Origin of the sequence: Sphingomonas sp. (assembly GCF_035910975.1) — a bacterium.
Lineage (GTDB): Bacteria > Pseudomonadota > Alphaproteobacteria > Sphingomonadales > Sphingomonadaceae > Sphingomonas.
In genome coordinates this window covers 356,247-377,489 of record NZ_JAMHWM010000039.1, presented here as the reverse complement: position 1 = coordinate 377,489, position 21,243 = coordinate 356,247, and the positions used below count along the sequence as shown (strand labels likewise).

21 protein-coding genes are annotated in these 21,243 nt (G+C 67.7%); 12 read left to right on the top strand and 9 right to left on the bottom strand.

What is annotated here, in order from left to right; translation table 11 throughout:
* Positions 1 to 15: 15 nt before the first annotated feature.
* The 4 genes from sdhA to VYI76_RS15145 all read right to left on the bottom strand — a co-directional run bounded on the left by sdhA (position 16) and on the right by VYI76_RS15145 (position 3,382).
* On the bottom strand, positions 16 to 1,833 hold the full coding sequence (gene sdhA / locus VYI76_RS15160) for a succinate dehydrogenase flavoprotein subunit (RefSeq protein ID WP_326525617.1): 1,818 nt from the start codon (positions 1,831 to 1,833) through the stop codon (positions 16 to 18).
* Positions 1,833 to 2,219, bottom strand: coding sequence for a succinate dehydrogenase, hydrophobic membrane anchor protein (gene sdhD, locus VYI76_RS15155; protein ID WP_326525616.1), 387 nt, complete (start codon positions 2,217 to 2,219; stop codon positions 1,833 to 1,835). Before sdhD ends, sdhA begins: the two co-directional genes overlap by 1 nt.
* 2 nt (positions 2,220 to 2,221) lie before the next feature.
* Complete coding sequence (gene sdhC / locus VYI76_RS15150) at positions 2,222 to 2,629, bottom strand: succinate dehydrogenase, cytochrome b556 subunit (RefSeq protein WP_326525615.1); 408 nt, start codon at positions 2,627 to 2,629, stop codon at positions 2,222 to 2,224.
* A 114-nt stretch (positions 2,630 to 2,743) separates the two neighbouring features.
* Positions 2,744 to 3,382, bottom strand: coding sequence for a DUF4893 domain-containing protein (locus VYI76_RS15145; protein ID WP_326525614.1), 639 nt, complete (start codon positions 3,380 to 3,382; stop codon positions 2,744 to 2,746).
* 167 nt (positions 3,383 to 3,549) lie between these two features.
* Here VYI76_RS15145 and gyrB point away from each other — a divergent pair, with 167 nt between their 5' ends.
* A complete protein-coding gene (gene gyrB / locus VYI76_RS15140; RefSeq protein ID WP_326525613.1) occupies positions 3,550 to 6,051 on the top strand; it encodes a DNA topoisomerase (ATP-hydrolyzing) subunit B in 2,502 nt (833 codons plus the stop codon).
* Positions 6,052 to 6,154: 103 nt separating this feature from the next.
* Here the strand turns inward: gyrB and VYI76_RS15135 are convergent, their stop codons facing one another.
* Both VYI76_RS15135 and VYI76_RS15130 read right to left on the bottom strand, forming a co-directional pair.
* The gene (locus VYI76_RS15135) at positions 6,155 to 7,057 is read right to left on the bottom strand and encodes a hypothetical protein (protein WP_326525612.1); all 903 of its coding nucleotides are present in this window, start codon (positions 7,055 to 7,057) and stop codon (positions 6,155 to 6,157) included.
* A gap of 35 nt (positions 7,058 to 7,092) precedes the next feature.
* Positions 7,093 to 7,497, bottom strand: a complete 405-nt coding sequence (locus tag VYI76_RS15130) for a MarR family winged helix-turn-helix transcriptional regulator (protein ID WP_326525611.1) — start codon at positions 7,495 to 7,497, stop codon at positions 7,093 to 7,095.
* A 173-nt stretch (positions 7,498 to 7,670) separates the two neighbouring features.
* On the opposite strand from VYI76_RS15130, the gene VYI76_RS15125 reads away from it, so the two are divergent.
* The 5 genes from VYI76_RS15125 to VYI76_RS15105 all read left to right on the top strand — a co-directional run bounded on the left by VYI76_RS15125 (position 7,671) and on the right by VYI76_RS15105 (position 12,672).
* Positions 7,671 to 8,225, top strand: a complete 555-nt coding sequence (locus VYI76_RS15125; RefSeq protein WP_326525610.1) for a F0F1 ATP synthase subunit delta — start codon at positions 7,671 to 7,673, stop codon at positions 8,223 to 8,225.
* 10 nt (positions 8,226 to 8,235) lie between these two features.
* The gene (atpA, locus tag VYI76_RS15120; protein ID WP_326525609.1) at positions 8,236 to 9,765 is read left to right on the top strand and encodes a F0F1 ATP synthase subunit alpha; all 1,530 of its coding nucleotides are present in this window, start codon (positions 8,236 to 8,238) and stop codon (positions 9,763 to 9,765) included.
* 100 nt (positions 9,766 to 9,865) lie between these two features.
* Positions 9,866 to 10,753 (top strand): F0F1 ATP synthase subunit gamma, encoded by an 888-nt coding sequence (locus VYI76_RS15115; protein ID WP_326525608.1) that lies wholly within the window; start codon positions 9,866 to 9,868, stop codon positions 10,751 to 10,753.
* Between the two features lie 24 nt (positions 10,754 to 10,777).
* Positions 10,778 to 12,253, top strand: a complete 1,476-nt coding sequence (gene atpD, locus VYI76_RS15110) for a F0F1 ATP synthase subunit beta (protein ID WP_326525607.1) — start codon at positions 10,778 to 10,780, stop codon at positions 12,251 to 12,253.
* Positions 12,254 to 12,417: 164 nt separating this feature from the next.
* Positions 12,418 to 12,672 (top strand): ATP synthase F1 subunit epsilon, encoded by a 255-nt coding sequence (locus tag VYI76_RS15105; RefSeq protein WP_326525606.1) that lies wholly within the window; start codon positions 12,418 to 12,420, stop codon positions 12,670 to 12,672.
* A 44-nt stretch (positions 12,673 to 12,716) separates the two neighbouring features.
* Here VYI76_RS15105 and VYI76_RS15100 read toward each other — a convergent pair whose 3' ends face one another.
* Positions 12,717 to 13,127, bottom strand: coding sequence for a DUF6265 family protein (locus VYI76_RS15100; RefSeq protein ID WP_326525605.1), 411 nt, complete (start codon positions 13,125 to 13,127; stop codon positions 12,717 to 12,719).
* A gap of 123 nt (positions 13,128 to 13,250) precedes the next feature.
* Here VYI76_RS15100 and VYI76_RS15095 point away from each other — a divergent pair, with 123 nt between their 5' ends.
* The 4 genes from VYI76_RS15095 (at position 13,251) to VYI76_RS15080 (ending at position 18,361) form a co-directional block, all read left to right on the top strand.
* Positions 13,251 to 13,952: an AraC family transcriptional regulator gene (locus VYI76_RS15095; RefSeq protein ID WP_326525748.1), complete on the top strand. Its 702-nt coding sequence runs from the start codon at positions 13,251 to 13,253 to the stop codon at positions 13,950 to 13,952.
* Between the two features lie 88 nt (positions 13,953 to 14,040).
* Positions 14,041 to 15,594 (top strand): ATPase, T2SS/T4P/T4SS family, encoded by a 1,554-nt coding sequence (locus VYI76_RS15090; RefSeq protein ID WP_326525604.1) that lies wholly within the window; start codon positions 14,041 to 14,043, stop codon positions 15,592 to 15,594.
* A gap of 77 nt (positions 15,595 to 15,671) precedes the next feature.
* Positions 15,672 to 16,895, top strand: a complete 1,224-nt coding sequence (locus VYI76_RS15085; protein ID WP_326525603.1) for an aspartyl protease family protein — start codon at positions 15,672 to 15,674, stop codon at positions 16,893 to 16,895.
* Positions 16,895 to 18,361 carry an ArnT family glycosyltransferase gene (locus VYI76_RS15080; protein WP_326525602.1) on the top strand — a complete coding sequence of 489 codons (1,467 nt, stop codon included), beginning with the start codon at positions 16,895 to 16,897 and terminating at the stop codon, positions 18,359 to 18,361. Before VYI76_RS15085 ends, VYI76_RS15080 begins: the two co-directional genes overlap by 1 nt.
* On the opposite strand, the gene VYI76_RS15075 is transcribed toward VYI76_RS15080, so the two are convergent.
* On the bottom strand, positions 18,348 to 18,533 hold the full coding sequence (locus VYI76_RS15075; protein ID WP_326525601.1) for a hypothetical protein: 186 nt from the start codon (positions 18,531 to 18,533) through the stop codon (positions 18,348 to 18,350). The genes VYI76_RS15080 and VYI76_RS15075 overlap by 14 nt on opposite strands.
* Before the next feature lie 59 nt (positions 18,534 to 18,592).
* On the opposite strand from VYI76_RS15075, the gene VYI76_RS15070 reads away from it, so the two are divergent.
* Positions 18,593 to 19,417 carry a class I SAM-dependent methyltransferase gene (locus tag VYI76_RS15070; protein ID WP_326525600.1) on the top strand — a complete coding sequence of 275 codons (825 nt, stop codon included), beginning with the start codon at positions 18,593 to 18,595 and terminating at the stop codon, positions 19,415 to 19,417.
* Between the two features lie 145 nt (positions 19,418 to 19,562).
* On the opposite strand, the gene phaR is transcribed toward VYI76_RS15070, so the two are convergent.
* Positions 19,563 to 20,117 carry a polyhydroxyalkanoate synthesis repressor PhaR gene (phaR, locus tag VYI76_RS15065; protein ID WP_326525599.1) on the bottom strand — a complete coding sequence of 185 codons (555 nt, stop codon included), beginning with the start codon at positions 20,115 to 20,117 and terminating at the stop codon, positions 19,563 to 19,565.
* Between the two features lie 36 nt (positions 20,118 to 20,153).
* Here phaR and VYI76_RS15060 point away from each other — a divergent pair, with 36 nt between their 5' ends.
* Positions 20,154 to 21,215: an alpha/beta fold hydrolase gene (locus VYI76_RS15060; protein ID WP_326525598.1), complete on the top strand. Its 1,062-nt coding sequence runs from the start codon at positions 20,154 to 20,156 to the stop codon at positions 21,213 to 21,215.
* The last annotated feature ends 28 nt before the right edge of the window (positions 21,216 to 21,243 follow it).

The following is a 21,243-nucleotide window of genomic DNA, read 5'->3' as shown; positions in this document are numbered from 1 at the left end:
GCCCTCGCCCAGCCATCAATACACCCGCTTCTTCGGCTCGATATAGTCAATGTCGTCGCTCAGCGTGTAGTCGTGCACCGGGCGGTAATCGATCTTCACCGCGCCGCCCTTGCCGCCCCAGCCGTCGAACGTCGCGATGGTATGCTTCATCCAGTTGGCGTCATCGCGATCGGGGAAATCCTCGTGCATATGGGCGCCGCGGCTTTCCTTGCGGTTTTCCGCGCAGCGCATCGTCACCACGGCCTGGCTGACGAGGTTGTCGAGCTCGAGCGTCTCGACCAGATCGGTGTTCCAGATCAGCGAGCGATCGGTGATGCCGATGTCGTTCATCGACCGGTACACCATGTCCATGTGCTCGACACCCTCGGCGAGCAGCTTCGAATCGCGGAACACTGCGGCGTGGCGCTGCATCGTCTTCTGCATGTCGGCGCGGATCGCGGCGGTCGGCGATCCGCCCTTGGCGTTGCGGAAGTGATCTAGCCGCGCGAGCGACATATCTTCCGAACCCTTGGGCAGGTCCACGTGCGGCGAATTGGGCCTGACCAGTTCCTTCAGACGCAGCCCGGTCGCGCGACCGAACACGACCAGATCGATCAGCGAATTGGAACCCAGCCGGTTGGCGCCGTGCACCGAAACGCACGCCGCTTCGCCCACCGCGAACAGGCCGGGCACGACGCTGTCCGGATCGCCGTCCTTCAGCGTCACGACCTCGCCATGATAGTTACAGGGAATGCCGCCCATGTTGTAGTGGACGGTCGGCACCACCGGCAGCGGCTGGCGCGTCAGATCGACGTTGGCGAAGACCTTGCCGGTCTCGGTGATGCCCGGCAGCCGCTCGGCCAGCACCTTGGGATCGATGTGGTCGAGGTGAAGGAAGATATGGTCCTTCTCCTTGCCAACGCCGCGCCCTTCGCGGATTTCCATCGCCATCGAGCGCGAGACGACGTCGCGGGACGCGAGGTCCTTGGCCGACGGGGCATAGCGTTCCATGAACCGCTCGCCCTCGGAATTGGTCAGGTATCCGCCCTCGCCGCGCGCGCCCTCGGTGATGAGGACACCGGCGCCGTAGATGCCGGTCGGGTGGAACTGGACGAATTCCATGTCCTGCAACGGAAGCCCGGCGCGCAGCACCATCGCGTTGCCGTCGCCGGTGCAGGTGTGCGCGCTGGTCGCCGACTGGTACACGCGCCCGCCACCGCCGGTCGCCAGCACCACGGCATGGCTGCGGAAGCGGTGGATGCTGCCGTCCTCCATGCACAGCGCGATCACGCCGCGGCATTTGCCGTCTTCCATGATGAGGTCGAGCGCGAAATATTCGATGTAGAAATCGGCGTCGTACTTCAGGCTCTGCTGGTACAGCGCGTGGAGCATCGCGTGGCCGGTGCGGTCGGCGGCGGCGCAGGTGCGCTGCACGGGCGGCCCGGCGCCCATGTTCTGCATGTGCCCGCCAAACGGGCGCTGGTAGATGGTGCCGTTGTCGTTGCGGCTGAACGGCACACCGGCGTGCTCCAGCTCGTACACCGCCTGCGGCGCGTTGCGCACCATATATTCGATCGCGTCCTGGTCGCCGAGCCAGTCGGAGCCCTTGACGGTGTCATACATGTGCCACGACCAGTGATCGGGCGAATTGTTGCCGAGCGACGCCGCGATCCCGCCCTGCGCGGCGACGGTGTGGCTGCGCGTCGGGAACACCTTGGTGATGCACGCCGTCTTCAGGCCCGCCTCGGCCGCGCCCATCGTCGCGCGCAGGCCCGAACCGCCGGCGCCGACCACCACCGCGTCATAGCTATGGTCGATGATCTTGTAGGCGCCGTTTGATACTGGGGCGGACATTATTTCAGGCTTCCCGTGAAGGCGATCTTGAGGATGGCGAAGACGGCGGTCGCGCCCATCCCGATCGTGAAGATGTTGAGCAGCAGCAGCGCGGCGACGCGGCTGGCGTCATGCTGGTAATCCTCGATCACCACCTGCAGCCCGAGGCGGAAATGCCAGAAGACCGAGACGACCAGCAGGATCAGTGGCACCGCCGTCCACGGCGTCGCCAGCCACTGCAGCACGTCGGCATGGCCGTATCCGGGCAGGCGGGCGATGCTGATGAAGAACCACAGCATCAACAGGATGTTGCTGCCCGCGGTCACCCGCTGCAGCCACCAGTGGTGCGCGCCCTCCTTGGCGCTGCCCAGACCGCGCACGCGGCCGATCGCGGTTCCCTGTCCCATCGTCAGCGCCCCATCACGATATAGGCCCAGAAGGCCGCGGTGCCGAGCACCGAGAAGACCAGCGTAGCGATCGCCGACACGCGGTTCGCCTTCAGCTCGAAATTGGCGCCCAAATCCATGAACAGATGGCGGACGCCGTTGGCCAGATGCTGGAAGAACGCCCAGGTCAGCCCGACGCCGAGCACATAGCCGAGCGGCGCCAGCGGCCCGGTGAACCAGGACAGGAACTGCGCGTAGGACGCCTCGCCCGCAGCGGCAGCCGCCAGCCACCAGACGAACAGGATCGTGCCGACCGTCGCCAGCCCCGATCCGGTCGCGCGGTGCAGGATTGAGACGAGCATCGCCGGGCTCCACCGGTACACCTGGAGGTGCGGGGCGCGCGGGCGGGCGGGTCGGTGCGCGGTGGCCAAGGGCAGGTGTCCTTTACGTCGCGAAGAAATGTCGCGGGGTCCCTTGGCAAGCACGCCCCGTCGATGCAAGCGCCGCGCGGTTGTTGCGAATCACTTGCAGGGCAGCGGGATCAGCTAACCGGGCTGGCGCTCGACCGGGACCGGGGTGAGTTCCAGCACATCGAGCCTGCGGCCGTCGCGCTCGGGAAGCACCAACCGCCAGCGGAACGAACCGACCCGCTCGACAACGCCGGCGACATCGCGTTCGCGATCGGCGCCATAGGTCAGCGCCGTCTCGCCGGGCTTCTGCTGCCGGGCGCCGAGGAACACGTAACGGCGATCGGCGCTGGGATAGAGCAGTCCCGCGGGCAACTCGCTGCCGGTCTGCTTGGCGAGCGTCAGCACATTGCCCTCGCCGCTCTGGACGTAGCAGAAATTGGCCGGAAAGCTGCGCAGCCGGTTGGCCTCCAGCCGCAGCACGCGGCACGAATAGGAACCGGGCGACAATTCCGGGTGATCGAGCGCGGCGTCGGGCGTCAGCAGCGCGCCTTCCGCCGTCACCGCGGAGCGGCTGCGCACAGGGATCCGCTGTATGGCACGCGCCCAGGCGGCGGGCAGTTCGTCGATACGCTCGGCGTCGCCGGCGTCCGCCGCCTCGCGCCACGCCTCCACCGGCTCGACCGTCACGCTCGCGCCGCCGCCCCGCCCGGTCTGCGCGGCGCATCCCGCCATCATCGGGGCGAGCAGAAAGGCAGCGAGAAACGCGCGTCGCATGGGAATATCCGATTGATTGAGAAAACCTTACCAAAAGGTCGCCGGAAATGGTTAACGAAAGGTAAATATCGTCCCCGCCACGGCACAGCTCGACCGCCCCCCGGGGCGTTTCGACGCTGACGCCCGGCGCGCCCATTTCGCTTCCGTTTCGTCGGGCCGCTGCCTATATGCTGGGCATGGACGATACCCCCGACACCACCCCCAACAGCAACGAGTACGGCGCCTCCTCGATCAAGGTCCTCAAGGGCCTCGACGCGGTGCGCAAGCGGCCCGGCATGTACATCGGGGACACCGACGACGGATCGGGCCTGCACCATATGGTGTTCGAGGTCAGCGACAATGCGATCGACGAGGCGCTGGCCGGGCATTGCGACCGCATCGTCATCCAGCTCAACGCCGAAGGATCGGTGAGCGTCGAGGACAACGGCCGCGGCATCCCGACCGGCATCCACCCGGAAGAGGGCGTGTCGGCGGCCGAGGTCATCATGACCCAGCTTCACGCCGGCGGAAAGTTCGAGAACACGTCCGACGACAACGCCTACAAGGTGTCGGGCGGCCTGCACGGCGTGGGCGTCAGCGTGGTCAACGCGCTGAGCGAATATCTGGATCTGACGATCTGGCGCGACGGGCAGGAACATTACATGCGCTTCGCCCACGGCGACGCCGTGGCCCCGCTCAAGGTCGTCGGCCCCGCGCCGGAGGGCAAGAAGGGAACGAAGGTCACCTTCCTCCCCTCCCCCGCGACCTTCAAGATCACCGAATTCGACTTCGAAAAGCTCGAACACCGCTACCGCGAACTCGCGTTCCTCAATTCGGGCGTGCGCCTGTTCCTGCGCGACGCGCGGCACGAGGAGGCGAAGGAGATCGAGCTCTATTACGAAGGCGGGATTGCCGCATTCGTGAAGTGGCTGGATCGCAACAAGACACCGCTGATGCCCGATCCCGTCGCCATCACCGGTACGCGCGACGACGTGACGATCGACGTCGCGCTGGAATGGAACGACTCATATTATGAGAACGTCCTGGCCTTCACCAACAACATCCCCCAGCGCGACGGTGGCACGCACATCGCCGCGTTCCGCGCGGCGCTGACCCGCACGATCAACAATTACGCCGACAAGTCCGGGCTGCTGAAGAAGGAGAAAGTCTCCCTCACCGGCGACGACATGCGTGAAGGGCTGACCGCGATCGTCTCCGTCAAGCTGCCCGATCCCAAATTCTCGTCGCAGACCAAGGACAAGCTGGTCTCTTCCGAAGTCCGCCAGCCGCTCGAGGCACTGATGGCCGACAAGCTGGCCGAATGGCTGGAGGAGAATCCGGCCACCGCAAAGGCGATCGTCCAGAAGGTGATCGACGCTGCCGCCGCGCGCGAGGCGGCGAAGAAGGCGCGCGAGCTGACCCGGCGCAAGGGCGCGATGGACATCGCCAGCCTGCCCGGCAAGCTCGCCGACTGTCAGGAACGCGATCCGGCCAAATCCGAGTTGTTCCTGGTCGAGGGCGACTCCGCCGGTGGCTCCGCGAAACAGGGCCGCGACCGGCATTACCAGGCGATCCTGCCCCTGCGCGGCAAGATCCTGAACGTCGAGCGCGCGCGGTTCGATCGGATGCTTTCCAGTCGCGAAATCGGCACGCTGATCCAGGCGATGGGCACCGGCATCGGCCGGGACGACTTCAACCTCGAGAAGCTGCGCTATCACAAGATCGTCATCATGACCGACGCCGACGTCGACGGCGCGCACATCCGCACCCTGCTGCTGACCTTCTTCTACCGCCAGATGCCCGAGATCATCCAGGCCGGGCACCTCTTCATCGCGCAGCCGCCGCTGTACAAGGCGTCGAAGGGCCGGTCGGAAGTGTATCTGAAGGACGATCAGGCGCTCGACCAGTATCTGGTCGATGCCGGCGTCGCCCTGACCGTGCTGGAAACGCAGGGCGGCGCGCGGTCGGGCGACGACCTGCGCGAGCTGGTCGATCACGCGCGGCGGATGCGCACGCTGATGCGCTTCGTCCCCCGTCGCTATCCGTCCGAGATCGTCGAGGCGCTGGCGCTGGCGGGCGCGCTCGATCCCGAGGCGACGCGCGACCGGCGCGCGGGTCGGCTGGCGGCGGTCACCGCGCGGCTCGACCAGACCGACGAGGACGCCCGCTGGTCGGCGCGCGTGTCGGAGGATGGCGGCTTCCATTTCGAGCGGCTGTGGCGCGGCGTGACCGATCATCACATCGTCGAGGCGGCGTTCCTCGGCTCGGCGGAGGGGCGCAAGCTCCACGCGCTGGCCGCCGAAATGTCCGAAAGCTATGCGACGCTCGCCAAGCTGGTGCCATTGAAGGGCGCAGCGCAGGCCGAGGACGCGGCGGCGGACGATGAGGATGCCCCCGTCGTCGGCAAGGGCGAGACGCTGGTCGCGCGCCCCTCGCAGCTGCTCGACGCGGTGCTGGCGACGGGCCGCAAGGGCCTGAGCATCCAGCGCTATAAGGGCCTTGGCGAAATGAACGCCGACCAGTTGTGGGAAACCACGCTCGATCCGGCCAACCGGTCGATGCTGGTCGTGCAGATCGACCAGGCCGATGTGGCGGACGAGATCTTCACCCGCCTGATGGGCGACGTTGTCGAGCCGCGACGCGAGTTCATCCAGGAAAACGCGCTGACGGTGGCGAATCTGGACGTGTAGCGGGCACCCTCGGCTTGCGACAGCAAGCCGAGGAGATGCCACGTCGGGCAGCGGTGCGAGCAACGCTCGCTCCGCCTGACGACGTGGCGCCAGCCAGCCCTTTTTACCGCCCGCGCGCCACATCATCCTCCCGCGCCGCCATCAGCTGGCGCACCCGATCGACATCGGCCTCGGCCTCATTCCCCCGCCCCAGCAGCGCCGACGCCCGTTCGTAGCGGGTCAGCGCATCGCGCAGGTCGCCCCGCGCCTCCGCGCACACACCCAGATCGAACACCGTGGCGACATGGTCCGCCACCTCGCGATCGATCGCTTCCCAGCCCGCGCACGCGCCGGGCAGGTCGCGCTGCGACTGTTTGACCACCGCCTTGAAGCGGGTCGCGGCACCCTTGGGCAACCCCTTGGTATTCTCGCGAAAGCGCACGCTGTAGCCGCGCACGGTCGGTGCGAAGACGCCGCGCAGTTCACCGGCGATCTCGCCGATCATGCGCTGGACGCTGGTCTCGGCCGTTTCGGATGGCTTCTGGTCGCCGCACCAGCTGATCTCCTTGCGGCGCTTCGGCTCGCCCGACCAGGCGATCGCCTCGCGGCTCGCCACGCGGACGCTGGCGGTCAGCTCCACGATGCGGCGCTTGCACGGGATGTCCTGCTCCTCCTCGCGCACGCACTTGTTCCTGTCGCCGCGCTCGACACAGCGCTTTTCCTTCTTCCGGTAATTCTCCTCGCGCACGCCGGTGGAGACCGCGCCGGTGACCGCCCCTTCGGCATCGCGCCGGTCGGGGCGGATCGCGAAATGCGGACGACCATCGTCCTCCGCCGCCAGCAGCGCGCGTTCGAGCGCGAGCGACAGTTGCGGGCCATCGCGGCCGGTGAAGCGTTCGACCGCCAGCGAATCGAGCATCGCGACCTGTCGGCTGCCCGCCGGAAACTTGCCGGTCAGATCGACATCTTCGGCGTGGGCGGTGGTGGCGGCCGCACAGGCCAGCACCACGGCGGATATGCGCTTCATGATCGTCCCCCTTATAGTGGCCACCCTAGGCTCGATCAGCGCAGCGCGTCGAGAATGTCGATCAACTGCCCGCGCCGACGCGCGCCGAGCGGATCGAGCACCGCCGCTTCCGCCGCCGCCTCGGTCGCCAGCAGCGATGCCGCCAGCGACGCGCCGGCGCCGGTCAGCGCGATTGTCTGGTATCGGCGATCCTCCCGCCCCGCAGCCGCGCGCACCACCAACCGCCGGGCACGCAGCCGGTCGACCAGTCGCGTCACCCCGCCGCGCGTCAACCCGCACGCCTCGGCCAGCGCGCTCGGCGCCACGGCCCCCAGCCGGTGGAGCGCGCGCAGCAGCCGCCACTCGCCCGTCGCCAGCCCCTGTGCGGCAAGCGCGGGCGCGAGGCGGTGATCGATCCCTTCCCGCAGGGCGTCGAGGCGATCGATGAACGACAAAACCATGGACAGGCCCAACACGCAAAGCGGTTGATGTGTCAACCAACACGCTTTGCCCGGTTGCGCGGGGGGCGACCCGATGCTAGGCGCGCCGCGACCCGAACGGGGGCCGCACGCAGAGTCGGCCCCTTTTCTTCCAAGGGTCGCACCCAGTTTATCCCAAGAGGAACGACGCGCTCGTGGAAAGCACCGGCGGTATTCAGGCAAGCCTCAGCGGGCGCTACGCGACCGCGCTGTTCCAGCTGGCCCGCGATGCCAAGACGATCGACGCGGTCGAGGCGAGCCTCGCTACCGTCAAGCAGGCACTGGCCGAATCGGCGGATTTCGCGGCGCTGACCACCAGCCCGGTGATCGGCCGGGTCGCGGCCGGCAGGGCGGTGGCCGCGGTCGCCAAATCGCTCAAGCTCGACGCGACGACGACGAAGTTCCTGGGCGTGCTCGCCGAGAACCGTCGCCTGCGCGATCTGCCGGCGATCGTCCGCGCCTTCCGCAGCCTTGCCGCCCAGCATCGCGGCGAGACGACGGCCGAGGTCACCTCCGCCCATCCGCTCAGCGAAGCGCAGGTGGTCGAGCTGAGGCAGGCGCTGCGCAACCGCGTCGGCCGCGACGTTTCGGTCGACCTCTCGGTCGATCCCTCGCTCCTCGGCGGGCTGGTCGTGAAGATCGGCAGCCAGATGATCGATTCGTCGATCAAGACCCGTTTGAATTCCCTCGCGCACGCGATGAAAGGCTAAGGCAAAGACGATGGATATCCGCGCCGCAGAAATCTCCAAGGTCATCAAGGACCAGATCGCCAATTTCGGCACCGAAGCGACGGTCAGCGAGACCGGCCAGGTGCTGTCGGTCGGTGACGGCATCGCCCGTATCCACGGCCTCGACAACGTCCAGGCGGGCGAGATGGTCGAATTCGCCAACGGCGTGCAGGGCATGGCGCTGAACCTGGAGGCCGACAACGTCGGCGTCGTGATCTTCGGTTCGGACTCGGAAATCCGCGAAGGCGACACCGTCAAGCGCACCGGCACCATCGTCGATGTTCCGGTCGGCAAGGGCCTGCTGGGCCGCGTCGTGGACGGCCTGGGCAACCCGATCGACGGCAAGGGCCCGATCGCCGGCGACCAGCGCAGCCGCGTCGAGGTGAAGGCGCCGGGCATCATTCCGCGCCAGTCGGTGTCGGAGCCGATGCAGTCGGGCCTGAAGGCGATCGACGCTCTCGTGCCCGTCGGCCGTGGCCAGCGCGAGCTCATCATCGGCGACCGCCAGACCGGCAAGTCGGCCGTCGCGATCGACACCTTCATCAACCAGAAGGGCGTCAATTCGGGCAGCGACGAGTCGAAGAAGCTCTACTGCGTCTATGTCGCGGTCGGCCAGAAGCGCTCGACCGTCGCGCAGCTCGTCCGCACGCTCGAAGAAAACGGCGCGATGGAATATTCGATCGTGGTCGCCGCGACCGCGTCGGAACCCGCGCCGATGCAGTTCCTCGCGCCCTACACGGGTGCTGCGATGGGCGAGTATTTCCGTGATAACGGCATGCACGCGCTGATCGTGTTCGACGATCTGTCGAAGCAGGCGGTCGCCTATCGCCAGATGTCGTTGCTGCTTCGCCGCCCGCCGGGCCGCGAAGCCTATCCGGGCGACGTGTTCTACCTGCACAGCCGCCTGCTGGAGCGCGCCGCAAAGATGTCGGACGCGCAGGGCGGCGGTTCGCTGACCGCGCTGCCGATCATCGAGACGCAGGCGGGCGACGTGTCGGCGTACATCCCGACCAACGTGATCTCGATCACTGATGGCCAGATCTTCCTGGAAACCGACCTGTTCAACGCCGGCATCCGTCCGGCGATCAACGTCGGCCTGTCGGTCAGCCGCGTCGGCTCGGCCGCGCAGACCAAGGCGATGAAGAAGGTGTCGGGCTCGATCAAGCTGGAGCTGGCGCAGTATCGCGAAATGGCGGCGTTCGCGCAGTTCGGCTCGGACCTCGACGCCTCGACCCAGAAGCTGCTCAACCGCGGCGCGCGCCTGACGGAGCTGCTCAAGCAGCCCCAGTTCTCGCCGTTGCCGTTCGAGGAGCAGACGGTGTCGATCTTCGCCGGCACCCAGGGCTATATCGACGCGATCCCGGTCGCCGCGGTGACCCGCTACGAAGCCGCGATGCTCGCCGACATGCGCGCCAACCACGCCGATATCCTGACCGCGATCCGCGATGCGAAGGATCTGAAGGACGACGTGCGCGACAAGCTGAAGGCCGCGCTGGCGCAGTTCGGCAAGACGTTCGCGTAATGAGCCGTCACCCCAGCGAAAGCTGGGGTCTCAGGCCGCCAACCGCGCGGTCTGTGTCACGAGATCCCGGCGTTCGCCGGGATGACGAATTGGGAATGAGATGGCGTCACTGAAGGCCCTCAAGATCCGCATCGGCTCGGTGAAGTCGACGCAGAAGATCACCAAGGCGATGAAGATGGTCGCCGCCGCCAAGCTGCGCCGCGCGCAGGAGGCGGCGGAGGCCGGTCGTCCCTATGCCGCGACCCTCGAACGCGTGGTCGCCAGCCTCGCGAGCAAGGTGACGGTCAGTGAATCGTCGCCGAAGCTGCTGGCCGGCACGGGCAAGGACCAGGTCCACCTGTTCGTCGTCGCGACCAGCGACCGTGGCCTGGCCGGCGCGTTCAACACCAACATCGCCCGCCTTGCGAAGAAGCGCGCCGACGAACTGGTGGCCCAGGGCAAGACGGTGAAATTCTACACCATCGGCCGCAAGGGCCGCGCGGTGCTGCAGCGCCAGTATCGCGACGCGATGGCGCACGGGATCGAGCCGGGCGATCTCGGCAAGCTCGCCTTCGCCGACGCGCGCGGCTACGCCGACGACCTGATCGCGCGGTTCGAGAAGGGCGAATTCGACGTCGCCCACCTGTTCTTCTCGACCTTCCGGTCGGTGATGACGCAGGAGCCGACCGAGCAGCAGATCATCCCCGTGAAGGTGCCGGAGGGCCGCGTCGCCGCATCCGCCGACACCGGCATGGCCGCCGTCACCTACGAACCCGACGAGGAGTCGATCCTCGCCGACCTGCTGCCGCGCAACGTCGCGATCCAGCTGTTCCGCGCGATGCGCGAGAACGCCGCGTCGGAACAGGGCAGCAAGATGACCGCGATGGACAATGCCACCCGCAACGCGGGCGACATGATCAAGAAGCTCACCACCGAATATAACCGCACCCGCCAGGCCGCGATCACGACCGAGCTGGTGGAAATCATCTCGGGCGCGGAAGCGCTCTAAGAGTTACGAGGCAAGGACAAAGACATGGCCACCGCCGCTAAGACCAAGAGCGCCGCGAGCGCGACCACCACCAATGTCGGCCGCATCAGCCAGGTGATCGGCGCCGTCGTCGACGTGACGTTCGACGGTTCGCTGCCGTCGATCCTCTCCGCGCTGGAAACCGACAACAACGGCAACAAGCTGGTGCTCGAAGTCGCGCAGCATCTGGGCGAGAATACCGTCCGCACGATCGCGATGGACGCGACGGAAGGCCTGACCCGCGGCCAGACCGTGACCGACACCGGCTCGCAGATCCGCGTGCCGGTCGGCCCGAAGACGCTGGGCCGCATCCTGAACGTCGTCGGCGAGCCGATCGACGAGCGCGGCCCGGTCGGCGCGGAAACCACCGCCCCGATCCACGCGCAGGCGCCCGCCTTCGTCGACCAGTCGACCGAAACGAGCATCCTCGTCACCGGCATCAAGGTGATCGATCTGCTCGCACCCTATTCCAAGGGCGGCAAGATCGGCCTGTTCGGCGGAGCCGGCGTGGGCAAGACCGTGCTGATCCAGGAACTGATCAACAACATCGCCAAGGGCCATGGCGGCACGTCGGTGTTCGCGGGCGTGGGTGAGCGCACCCGCGAGGGCAACGACCTGTACCACGAGTTCCTCGACGCGGGCGTCATCGCCAAGGACGCCGACGGCAACCCGACGCCCGAGGGGTCGAAGGTGGCGCTGGTGTTCGGCCAGATGAACGAGCCGCCGGGCGCCCGCGCGCGCGTCGCGCTGTCGGGCCTGACGATCGCCGAATATTTCCGCGACGTGGAGGGGCAGGACGTGCTGTTCTTCGTCGACAACATCTTCCGCTTCACCCAGGCGGGTTCGGAAGTGTCGGCGCTGCTCGGCCGCATCCCGTCGGCCGTGGGCTATCAGCCCACCCTGTCGACCGACATGGGCGCGCTGCAGGAACGCATCACCTCGACCAACAAGGGTTCGATCACGTCGGTGCAGGCGATCTACGTGCCCGCCGACGATCTTACCGATCCGGCGCCGGCAACCTCGTTCGCCCACCTGGACGCAACGACCGTGCTGAACCGCGCGATTTCGGAACTGGGCATCTATCCGGCGGTCGATCCGCTCGATTCGACCAGCCGCGTGCTGAGCCCCGCGGTCGTCGGCCAGGAGCATTACGACACCGCGCGTGCGGTCCAGGAAACGCTGCAGAAGTACAAGGCGCTGCAGGACATCATCGCCATCCTGGGCATGGACGAGCTGTCCGAGGAGGACAAGCTGACCGTCCAGCGTGCGCGCAAGATCCAGCGCTTCCTGTCGCAGCCGTTCCACGTCGCCGAAGTCTTCACCGGCATCGCCGGCAAGTTCGTGTCGATCGAGGATACGGTGAAGTCGTTCAAGGCGGTGGTCGAGGGTGAGTATGATCACCTGCCCGAGGCCGCCTTCTACATGGTCGGCGGCATCGAGGAAGCGATCGCCAAGGGCAAGAAGCTGGCCGAGGACGCGTAAATCCTTCTCCCGGTGGGAGAAGGATACGAAGGCTTGGCGGCGTGCCGCCTGGCCGGAGTTGGATGAGGGCGGCTTTGGGCAAAGCGCCCGACCCTCACCCTCCCACCGCCTGTCGGCGGCGGGCCCCTCCCTCTCCCGATGGGAGAGGGGTTTAGGATCGAGACATGCTGCACTTCGAACTCGTCACGCCTGAAAAGCTCGTCCGGTCCGAGGACGTGTACATGGTCGTCGTCCCCGGCACCGAGGGCGATTTCGGCGTGCTGGAAGGTCATGCCCCCCTGATGTCGACGATCCGCGATGGCGAACTGGCGATCTACAAGACGCAGAACGGCGCGCCCGAGACGATCCGCATCGAGGGCGGTTTCGCCGAGGTCAACGGCACCGGCCTGGTCGTGCTGGCGGAGACGGTGGCGGCCTGACCCTTTTCCGTCTTGCTCCCCGCGCAAGCGGGAGCATGGATAGGTCATTTCATCCGCCGAAAGCTCCACCGCATCGGCTTGCTGCCGTCGGCAAGCGACACCTCGGCCTTCAGCAGTTCCCCCTCCCGCCAGTACCGGATACGCTGCGGATAGTCGTGCGCGGGGTTGGCGAAGGCGATCTCGCCCTCCTTTGCCGACGCCATCGGAAAGGCCGAGCGCGGGGCGCCGCGGGGCGAGGCCCAGAACACCGGCCGACCATCCGGATCGGGCAAGATCTGCATCGCTTCCCACATCGTCAGCCGGTCACCGTTGCCCGCGCGGTTGCTGCCCAGCATCGATCCGGCCCGCGGAATCGTCCAGCATTCCTCGGTCCAGCGCGGCGCCCTGTCCTCGATCCAGCAGCCGGCCATCCACGACGGCAGGGGGGCGCCCGGGTCCGGCGCTGCCCCGATCACTATCCCGGCTCCCAATATTATCGCGATCACCCGCATCCTCGTTCCCTCCCGTCAATTGCACCGTTTCGATAGCGTGCGGCGGGACCGCTGGCTTGAACCGACACGACATGCCACGCTGTGACGATGAAGTATCGCGAACACACGGTTCCGACCCGCCTGACCGGATGGGTCGCGGGATTGTGGACCCTGCAGGCGACCGGAGATGAATGGATCGAGCATGAGGCGACGCCCGACGGATGCATCGAGGTCATCCGGCGGCATTCCGGCCGTTCGATATGGGGAACCGAACAGCCCCCGCGCTTCGCGACCGGGCTCACGGAGCGGAGCGTCGCATTCAGCTTCTCGCCTGGGACCCGGTTCTCCGGAATCCGCCTGTGGCCATGGGCGTGGCATGCACTGAGCGACAGACCCTGCCGGGAGTTGGCTGGTCGCTGGATCGCGCTGGAGCCCTGCTCGCGGATCGGGGCGCTCCTCGATGGCGATTCGGCTACCGCGCTCGCCGCAGCCCTGCCGGACCCACCGCCAGCGATCGCCCGAACGGTGCAGAACGCGGTAAGTGTCGGCGACATCGTCGCGGAAACCGGGCTGTCGCACCGGCAGGTCCAGCGCTGGTTCGCCGCCACGGTCGGGATATCTCCGCGCCGCTACCTTCGCTTGCTGCGGTTCCGCGCCGCGATGCGGGCGCTGCCGCAATCAGAGCCGTTGGCTGGGACAGCCGCTGATGCAGGCTATGCCGACCAGCCGCACATGACTCGCGATTTCCGCAGCCTGTCGGGCATCACGCCGGCGTCGGCGAAGCGCCGGGCGACCGGGCCATTCCTGTGATCGGCGAACTTGGTTAGACAATTGTAAAGCCTTGGACGGTAACCCTCCTGCCCAAGACCATGCGGGCGATCCGTATCCGAGGGACCAGATGAGCGCATTCGGCCGACGCAACGGACTGACGGGAGGACCGGGCGTACGCCCGGCGTTCGGCGTGGCGCGCCCGATGCAGGGCGGCTCCGCGCGGCCCGCCGAGCCCGAGGGCGGCGAGCAGTTCCCGCCGATCTCCAGCGTGCCGCTGCCCAGCCCGGTTCCCGAGCCCGCGACGCCCGACGCCGCACCGCTCACCGGACAGCAGGCGGCGATAGGCGATTCGATGGCGCGCCTCGCCGAACGTCAGGCGGCATCGTCCTCGCCCGCCAGTGACCGTGGCGGCGAAGGGTTCGAATCGTCGATCCACCGCATCAAGGAACAGGTGCTGCCGCGCCTGCTCGAACGCGTCGATCCCGAAGCCGCAGCCACGCTCAGCAAGGATGAGCTGGCCGAGGAATTCAGGCCCATCATCGGCGAGGTGCTCGCCGAACTGAAACTGACGCTCAACCGGCGCGAACAGTTCGCGCTGGAAAAGGTGCTGGTCGATGAACTGCTTGGCCTGGGCCCGCTGGAAGAACTGCTGTCCGATCCGGCGATCAGCGACATCATGGTCAACGGCCCGCTGCAGACCTTCATCGAACGCAAGGGCAAGCTGGAGCTCGCCAGCATCCAGTTCCGCGACGAGGAGCATCTGTTCCAGATCGCGCAGCGCATCTGCAATTCGGTCGGCCGCCGCGTCGACCAGACGACGCCTCTGGCCGACGCCCGCCTGAAGGACGGCAGCCGCGTCAACGTGATCGTGCCGCCGCTGTCGCTCAAGGGCACGGCGATCTCGATCCGTAAATTCTCCGATAAGCCGATCACGCTCGACATGATGGCGGGCTTCGGCAGCATGTCCCAGAAGATGGCGACGTGCCTGAAGATCGCGGGCGCGTGCCGGTTCAACATCGTCATTTCGGGCGGCACCGGCTCGGGCAAGACGACGATGCTCAACGCGCTGTCCAAGATGATCGATCCTGGCGAGCGCGTGCTGACGATCGAGGACGCGGCCGAGCTTCGGCTCCAGCAGCCGCACTGGCTGCCGCTCGAAACGCGCCCGCCGAACCTGGAGGGTCAGGGCGAGATCACCATCCGCGATCTCGTCAAGAACGCGCTGCGTATGCGCCCCGACCGCATCATCCTGGGCGAAATTCGTGGATCGGAATGTTTCGATCTGCTCGCCGCGATGAACACAGGCCACGACGGATCGATGTGCACGCTCCACTCCAACTCCCCGCGCGAATGCCTGGGGCGTATGGAGAACATGGTGATGATGGGCGACATCAAGATTCCGAAGGAGGCGATCAGCCGCCAGATCGCCGATTCGGTCGACATGATCGTCCAGGTAAAGCGCCTGCGCGACGGCAGCCGCCGCGTGACCAACATCACCGAGGTGATCGGCATGGAAGGCCCGGTGATCGTCACGCAGGAACTGTTCAAGTTCGAGTATCTGGACGAGACGGCGGACGGCAAGATCGTCGGCGAATACCGCTCGATGGGCCTGCGCCCCTACACTCTCGACAAGGCGCGCCAGTACGGCTTCGACCAGGCGTATCTGGAGGCGTGTCTGTAGGCGACTGACGCCCCCTCTTTCGAGAGTGGGCTTTCGCGATTGCGCCGCCCTCCAAACCCGCTAACAGCAGGGGGGAGATGCGCGTCCTCCGGCTTGCCGCCCTTGCCCTGATCGTCGCCCTGCCCGCCGCGGCGCAGCAGCGCCCGGCCGCGAGCAAACCACGCGTGATCTCGCCCGCCACGCTGTCGCCCGCGCCGACACTCAGCCCGGAAAGCGAGGCCTTGTGGGTCGGCTTCGACATGACGCCGGGCAACCAGATGGTCTTCGCCATGATGGTCAACGGGCGTCCGGCGACCGCGATCCTCGATACCGGCGTCAACTTCACCCTCGCCTCCACCGGCTTCGCGCAGGCGCTCGGCCTCAAGCCCGTCGCCTCGGGACAGGCGACTGCGATCGGCGGTTCGCTGGCGATCAGCTGGGCGAGCGTCGAGACGCTCGGCTTCGGCGGCCTTTCACGCCACGGCGGGCGGCTGGGTATCGCCGACCTGACCGCGCTGGCGACCGGCACCGCCAAGCCGGTCGATGTCGTGGTGGGGGCGGACCTGCTCGCGAGGCACGCGCTCGATATCGATTTCGACAGGCGCCGCTTTCGCATGCTGCCGAGCGGCCGGATGCCGTTTCGCGGCACGTCCGTGCCGCTGTCGATCGCCCCGCAATCGGGCGTGTTCATGACCGAGATGACGCTGGGGACCGCCCGGATGCGCCCCGTGCTGCTCGATACCGGCGACGGGTCCTACGCCACCGTCTCGCGAGAGGCGTGGGTGACGACCAGGCTGCCCGACACTGGCATGACATCGGGCTTCGCGGTGGGCCTTGCCGGCCCGATCGAGACCGATCTGGTGGTGCTCCCGACGATGCGGCTGGGGCCGATGACCGCCCGCAACGTGGAAGTCAGGATCGAGAATCCGCGCGGCTATTCGACGCTGACCGGTACGGCGGGGCGGATCGGATCGGGGCTGCTCCAGCGCTACCGCGCCTTGCTCGATCCGGCGGCGAAGCGGATGATCCTTGCACCTGGCAAACAGGTCGACGCGATGCCGCTCAAATCGACCAGCGGGCTGATCCTGTCCTATGAAGGCAAGGCGCTGCGCGTCATCCATGTCATGAAGAACTCGCCCGCAGCCGCAGAAGGCTGGGCGGTCGGCGAGCGAATCTGCGCGATCGACGGCGCGAAGCTGCCCGATGATTATCGCAGCAACCCGATCGCTATGTGGCCGGCCGGCGTACCCGGACGGGTGATGCGGCTGGGGCTGTGCGACCGCGGGACCGAACGCGCGCTGACCCTCGCCCGCTTCTACTGATGCCGGGCATCCGGCGGCCCGACACGGCGCGGACCGCGCTGATCCTGCTGGTCGCGGCACTGCTGCTGCGGATCGCCGATTTCGGCAGCCCGATCATCCATGTAGATGAGCAATATTATCTGCTGGTCGGGCAGCGCATGCTCGACGGCGCGCTGCCCTATGTCGATATCTGGGACAGGAAGCCGATCGGGCTGTTCCTGCTCTATGCCGGCGCGGCGGCGCTGCCGGGCGACGACATATTGGGATACCAGATCGTCGCGACGATCTTCGCCGGGCTGACCGCGATCGTCGTGGCGAGCGGCGCGCGGGCGCTGGGCGCCAGCCGCGCGGGGGCGCTGGCGGCGGGCATCGCCTATCTGATCTGGCTGCCCTTGCTCGGCGGGCGCGGCGGGCAGGCGCCGGTATTCTACAACCTGTTCATCGCCTGCGCGGCACGGCTGACGCTGCGGCTGCCGTCGCTCGCCCAGACGCGCGGGGGCCTGTCGATCATCGCCAATGGCGCGCTCGCCTGCCTGCTCGCCGGCATCGCGATCCAGATCAAGCCGACCGCGGGGTTCGAGGCGGCGTTCATCGGCCTGGCCCATGTCGGCTGGCTGGTCCGCGCGCGCGGCTGGCCGGCAGCGGCGCCGGCGGCGCTGCTGTGGATCGCGATCGGCGCGGGACCGACGCTGGCGGCGATGCTGGCCTATCGCGCGATCGGGCCGGCGGCGTTCGACGCCTGGTGGTTCGCCAACGTGACGTCGATCTTCCTGCGGCCCGCCTATCCGGTCGGCCAGGTCGCGATGCGCCTGCTGGGCATCGCCGCGCAGCTTTCCCCGCTGGTCCTGTGCGCCGCGATCGGCTGGCGACGGCGGCGGGTGCGGCTGGTCGGTGAGCGCGGGCTGGCGTTCGGCTGGCTGGTCGCGGCGCTGGTCGGCTTCGCGGCGATCGGCACCTTCTTCGATCACTATGCCCTGCCGCTGCTGCCGCCGCTGGCGATGATCTCGGGCATCGCGCTCGGCCGCATCCCGCGCATCCTGGTCGGCACGCTGGTGCTGGGCCTGCTGCTGATGGTGGTGGAGCGCGCGTTCATCCCGCACGACGCCGCCGGCGCGCGGCGGGTGGCGGAGGTGGTGCGGATCAATTCCCGCGACGAATGCCCCTATGTGTTCATCGGCGACACCGCGACCTACAGCCTGTCGCGCACCTGCCTGCCCAGCGCGCAGGCCTTCCCCAATTTTCTCGCCTATACGACAGAAGCCGGCGCGACGGGGGTCGATCCCGCGACCGAGATCGCGCGCATTCTGGCCGGGCGACCGCCGGTGATCGTCGCCTCCACTCGGAAAATGGCGATCTGGAACCCGCAGACGCTGGCCGTGCTGAAACCGGCGCTCGCGCAGGGATATCGGCCGGTCTACGCAGTTCCGCGCGCCGGGTATCGCACGGTGGTATTCCTGCGACGCGACCTGACTTTCATCGCGCCGTGACGGCCAGCGCGCCCAGCAGCACCGCCCCGAACATCGCCGCCAGTTGGACCGTCGTCCAGTTGACCACGCCGACCCGGTCGGGATCGTCACGCCGCACGCGCCTGCGATCGGCGATCATGCCGGCCACCGCGACCGCCGCACAGGCCGCCGCACCGCTCCAATAGGCTTGCATCCTTCGCCCTCGCCTTTCACTATCGTCCGCAGTCCGATCCTCAATCCGGGAGATGTGCCTTGCGCCCCGCGTTCGCAACCCTTGCCGTCCTGTCCGTCGCCGCCGCGGTGACCACCGTCGCGACCGGGCAGGCCTCCAACCCCCGCAGCGAGATCGCCAAAGCCGTCGCCGCCTCCACCCGCACGGCCGCGAATGTCGCGCGCGACCGATATCGCCACCCGACCGAGACGCTGACCTTCTTCGGCGTGAAGCCGACCGATACGGTCGTCGAGATCTGGCCCGGCGGCGGCTGGTACAGCGAGATCCTGGCCCCCTATCTGGCCGCGCGCGGCACCTATTGGGCGGTCGGACTGTGGCCGGCGCAGGAAGGCTGGCTGGGCCGCATGCAGGCGAAGGATGCGACCACCTATGCAAAGGTAAAGAACGGAGCTTTCCCCGCTTTCGACGCGGGCGCGCCGCGCGTTCCCGACGGGTCGGCCGACGTCGTGCTGACGTTCCGCAACGTCCACAACTGGAAGATGGGGTACCAGCGCCAGGGCCAGGATTATTCGGCGGAGGCCTTCAGGCAGATATTCGCGATGCTCAAGCCCGGCGGCACGCTGGGCATCGTCGATCACCGCTTGCCCGAGGGCGCCGACGCCGCGCGCGAGCAGAAGAGCGGCTATATCAAGACCTCGACCGTCCGGAAGCTGGCGGAAGCCGCCGGGTTCAGGTTTGCCGGAGCAAGCGAGGTCAACGCCAATCCGAAGGATACCGCCGACTGGCCCGACGGCGTCTGGACACTACCGCCCAGCTATCGCCTGAAGGACGTCGATCGCGCCAAATACGCGGCGATCGGCGAGAGCGACCGGATGACGCTGAAGTTCGTCAAGCCGAAGCGGTAAAGGCGATCCTCCCCCAGCTTGCTGGGGGAGGGGGACCGCCGAAGGCGGTGGAGGGGCGGCGCGGCAAGTGCCGGACACCCCAGGCCCTCCACCATCGCTGCGCGATGGTCCCCCTCCCCGAGACAGGCTCGGGGAGGAATTGAACCTAGAGTTTCGCGACCTTGTCCTGCAGCCGCGCGAGTTCGGCCTTCAGCGCGGCGATCTCGTCGTCCTTGCTCGTCGCCGGCGCCGCCGCCGCGTCGGGCACGCCCTTGGCGCCGGGCTTGAACGCTTGGGCCGCGGCCTCGAACATCGCCATGTTGCGCTTGGCGATCTCCGCGAAGGGCGAGTTGGCGAAGGCGCCCTCGACCGCCGACTTGAACTGTTCCTGGTTGCGGCGGAAGCTTTCCATCGACGCTTCCAGATAGCCCGGCACCATCGCCTGCATCGAATCGCCGTACAGCGCGATCAGCTGGCGCAGGAAATTGACCGGCAGCATCGAACTGCCCCGCGCTTCCTCCTCCATGATGATTTGGGTCAGCACGGTGTGGGTGATGTCCTCCTCGCTCTTCGCGTCGACCACCTTGAAATCGCGGCCCTCGCGCGTCATCGCGGCGAGATGCTCGAGTGTGATGTAGGACGAGGATTCGGTATTGTAGAGCCGCCGGTTGGCGTATTTCTTGATGATGACCGGGCCGGTGCCCGTGGCGGTCTTCTTCATGGCTGACGCGCCCCCGAACGCGAACGAAGGATTGTGATGCCGCAGGGCGTACCACCGAACCCTATTGCACCGCAACACGGCCCGCGCCCGCTGCCGCTGTTCCTCGACATGCTGCGCAGCGAAACCGCACAATCCCCGGAACGCCGCCGCGCCGCACTGGCGGGCCTGGCAAGATATCAGTCGGCGCACCGCCCGCCGCGCGACCTCGACCGTCCCGAAGCGGCACGCGCGGGTCGCACTGTGTTGCGCGATCACGGCGGAGCGGGGCCGCCGGTGGTGTTCGTGCCCTCGCTCATCAACCCGCCGTTCGTGCTCGATCTCGATCCCCAAGCCTCGCTGCTGCGCCATGTCGCGGCGGCGGGTTTCCGCACCCTGCTGGTCGATTGGGGCATGCCCGACGCCGGCGACCGCGACGAGGATGTGACCGGCCATGTCGAACGCCGCCTGCTGCCGCTGCTCGACGCGCTGGGTGAGCCGGCAATCCTGATCGGCTATTGCCTGGGCGGCACGATCGCGCTGGCGGCCGCGCGGCCGGCGGGCGCGCGCGCGCTGGGCCTGATCGCGGCGCCGTGGCGCTTCACGGGCTTCGGCCCGAAGGCACGGGCGGAGATCGCTGCGCTGTGGGCCGCGGCGGAGCCCGCGTGCGAGGCGCTGGGCATGGTGCCGATGGAGGTGCTGCAATCGGGCTTCTGGCGGCTCGATCCGGCACGAACGATCGGAAAGTTCGCGGCACTGGCCGATGCCGACGAACGCACGCTCGCGGCCTTCGTCCGGCTGGAGGACTGGGCCAACGCCGGCGCACCGCTGACGCTGGCCGCGGGGCGCCAGATGTTCGAGGATTTCATCGCCGCCGATACGCCGGGGACGGGTGAGTGGCGGGTGGCGGGCGAGCGCGTCGATCCGTCCGCACTGACCTGCCCGATCGTCGATTTCGTGTCGCTGACCGATCGTATCGTGCCGGCCGCGACCAGCGTCGCGCTGGGCGACCGGCGCGAGGTCGGCGCAGGCCATGTCGGCATGGTCGTCGGCGGCAGGGCGCGGGCGGTGTTGTGGGAGCCCCTCACGGACTGGATTACAGCGGTAGCCCGGCCTAGATAGCCGCCGAACACCTTCGAGGAGCCCGAGT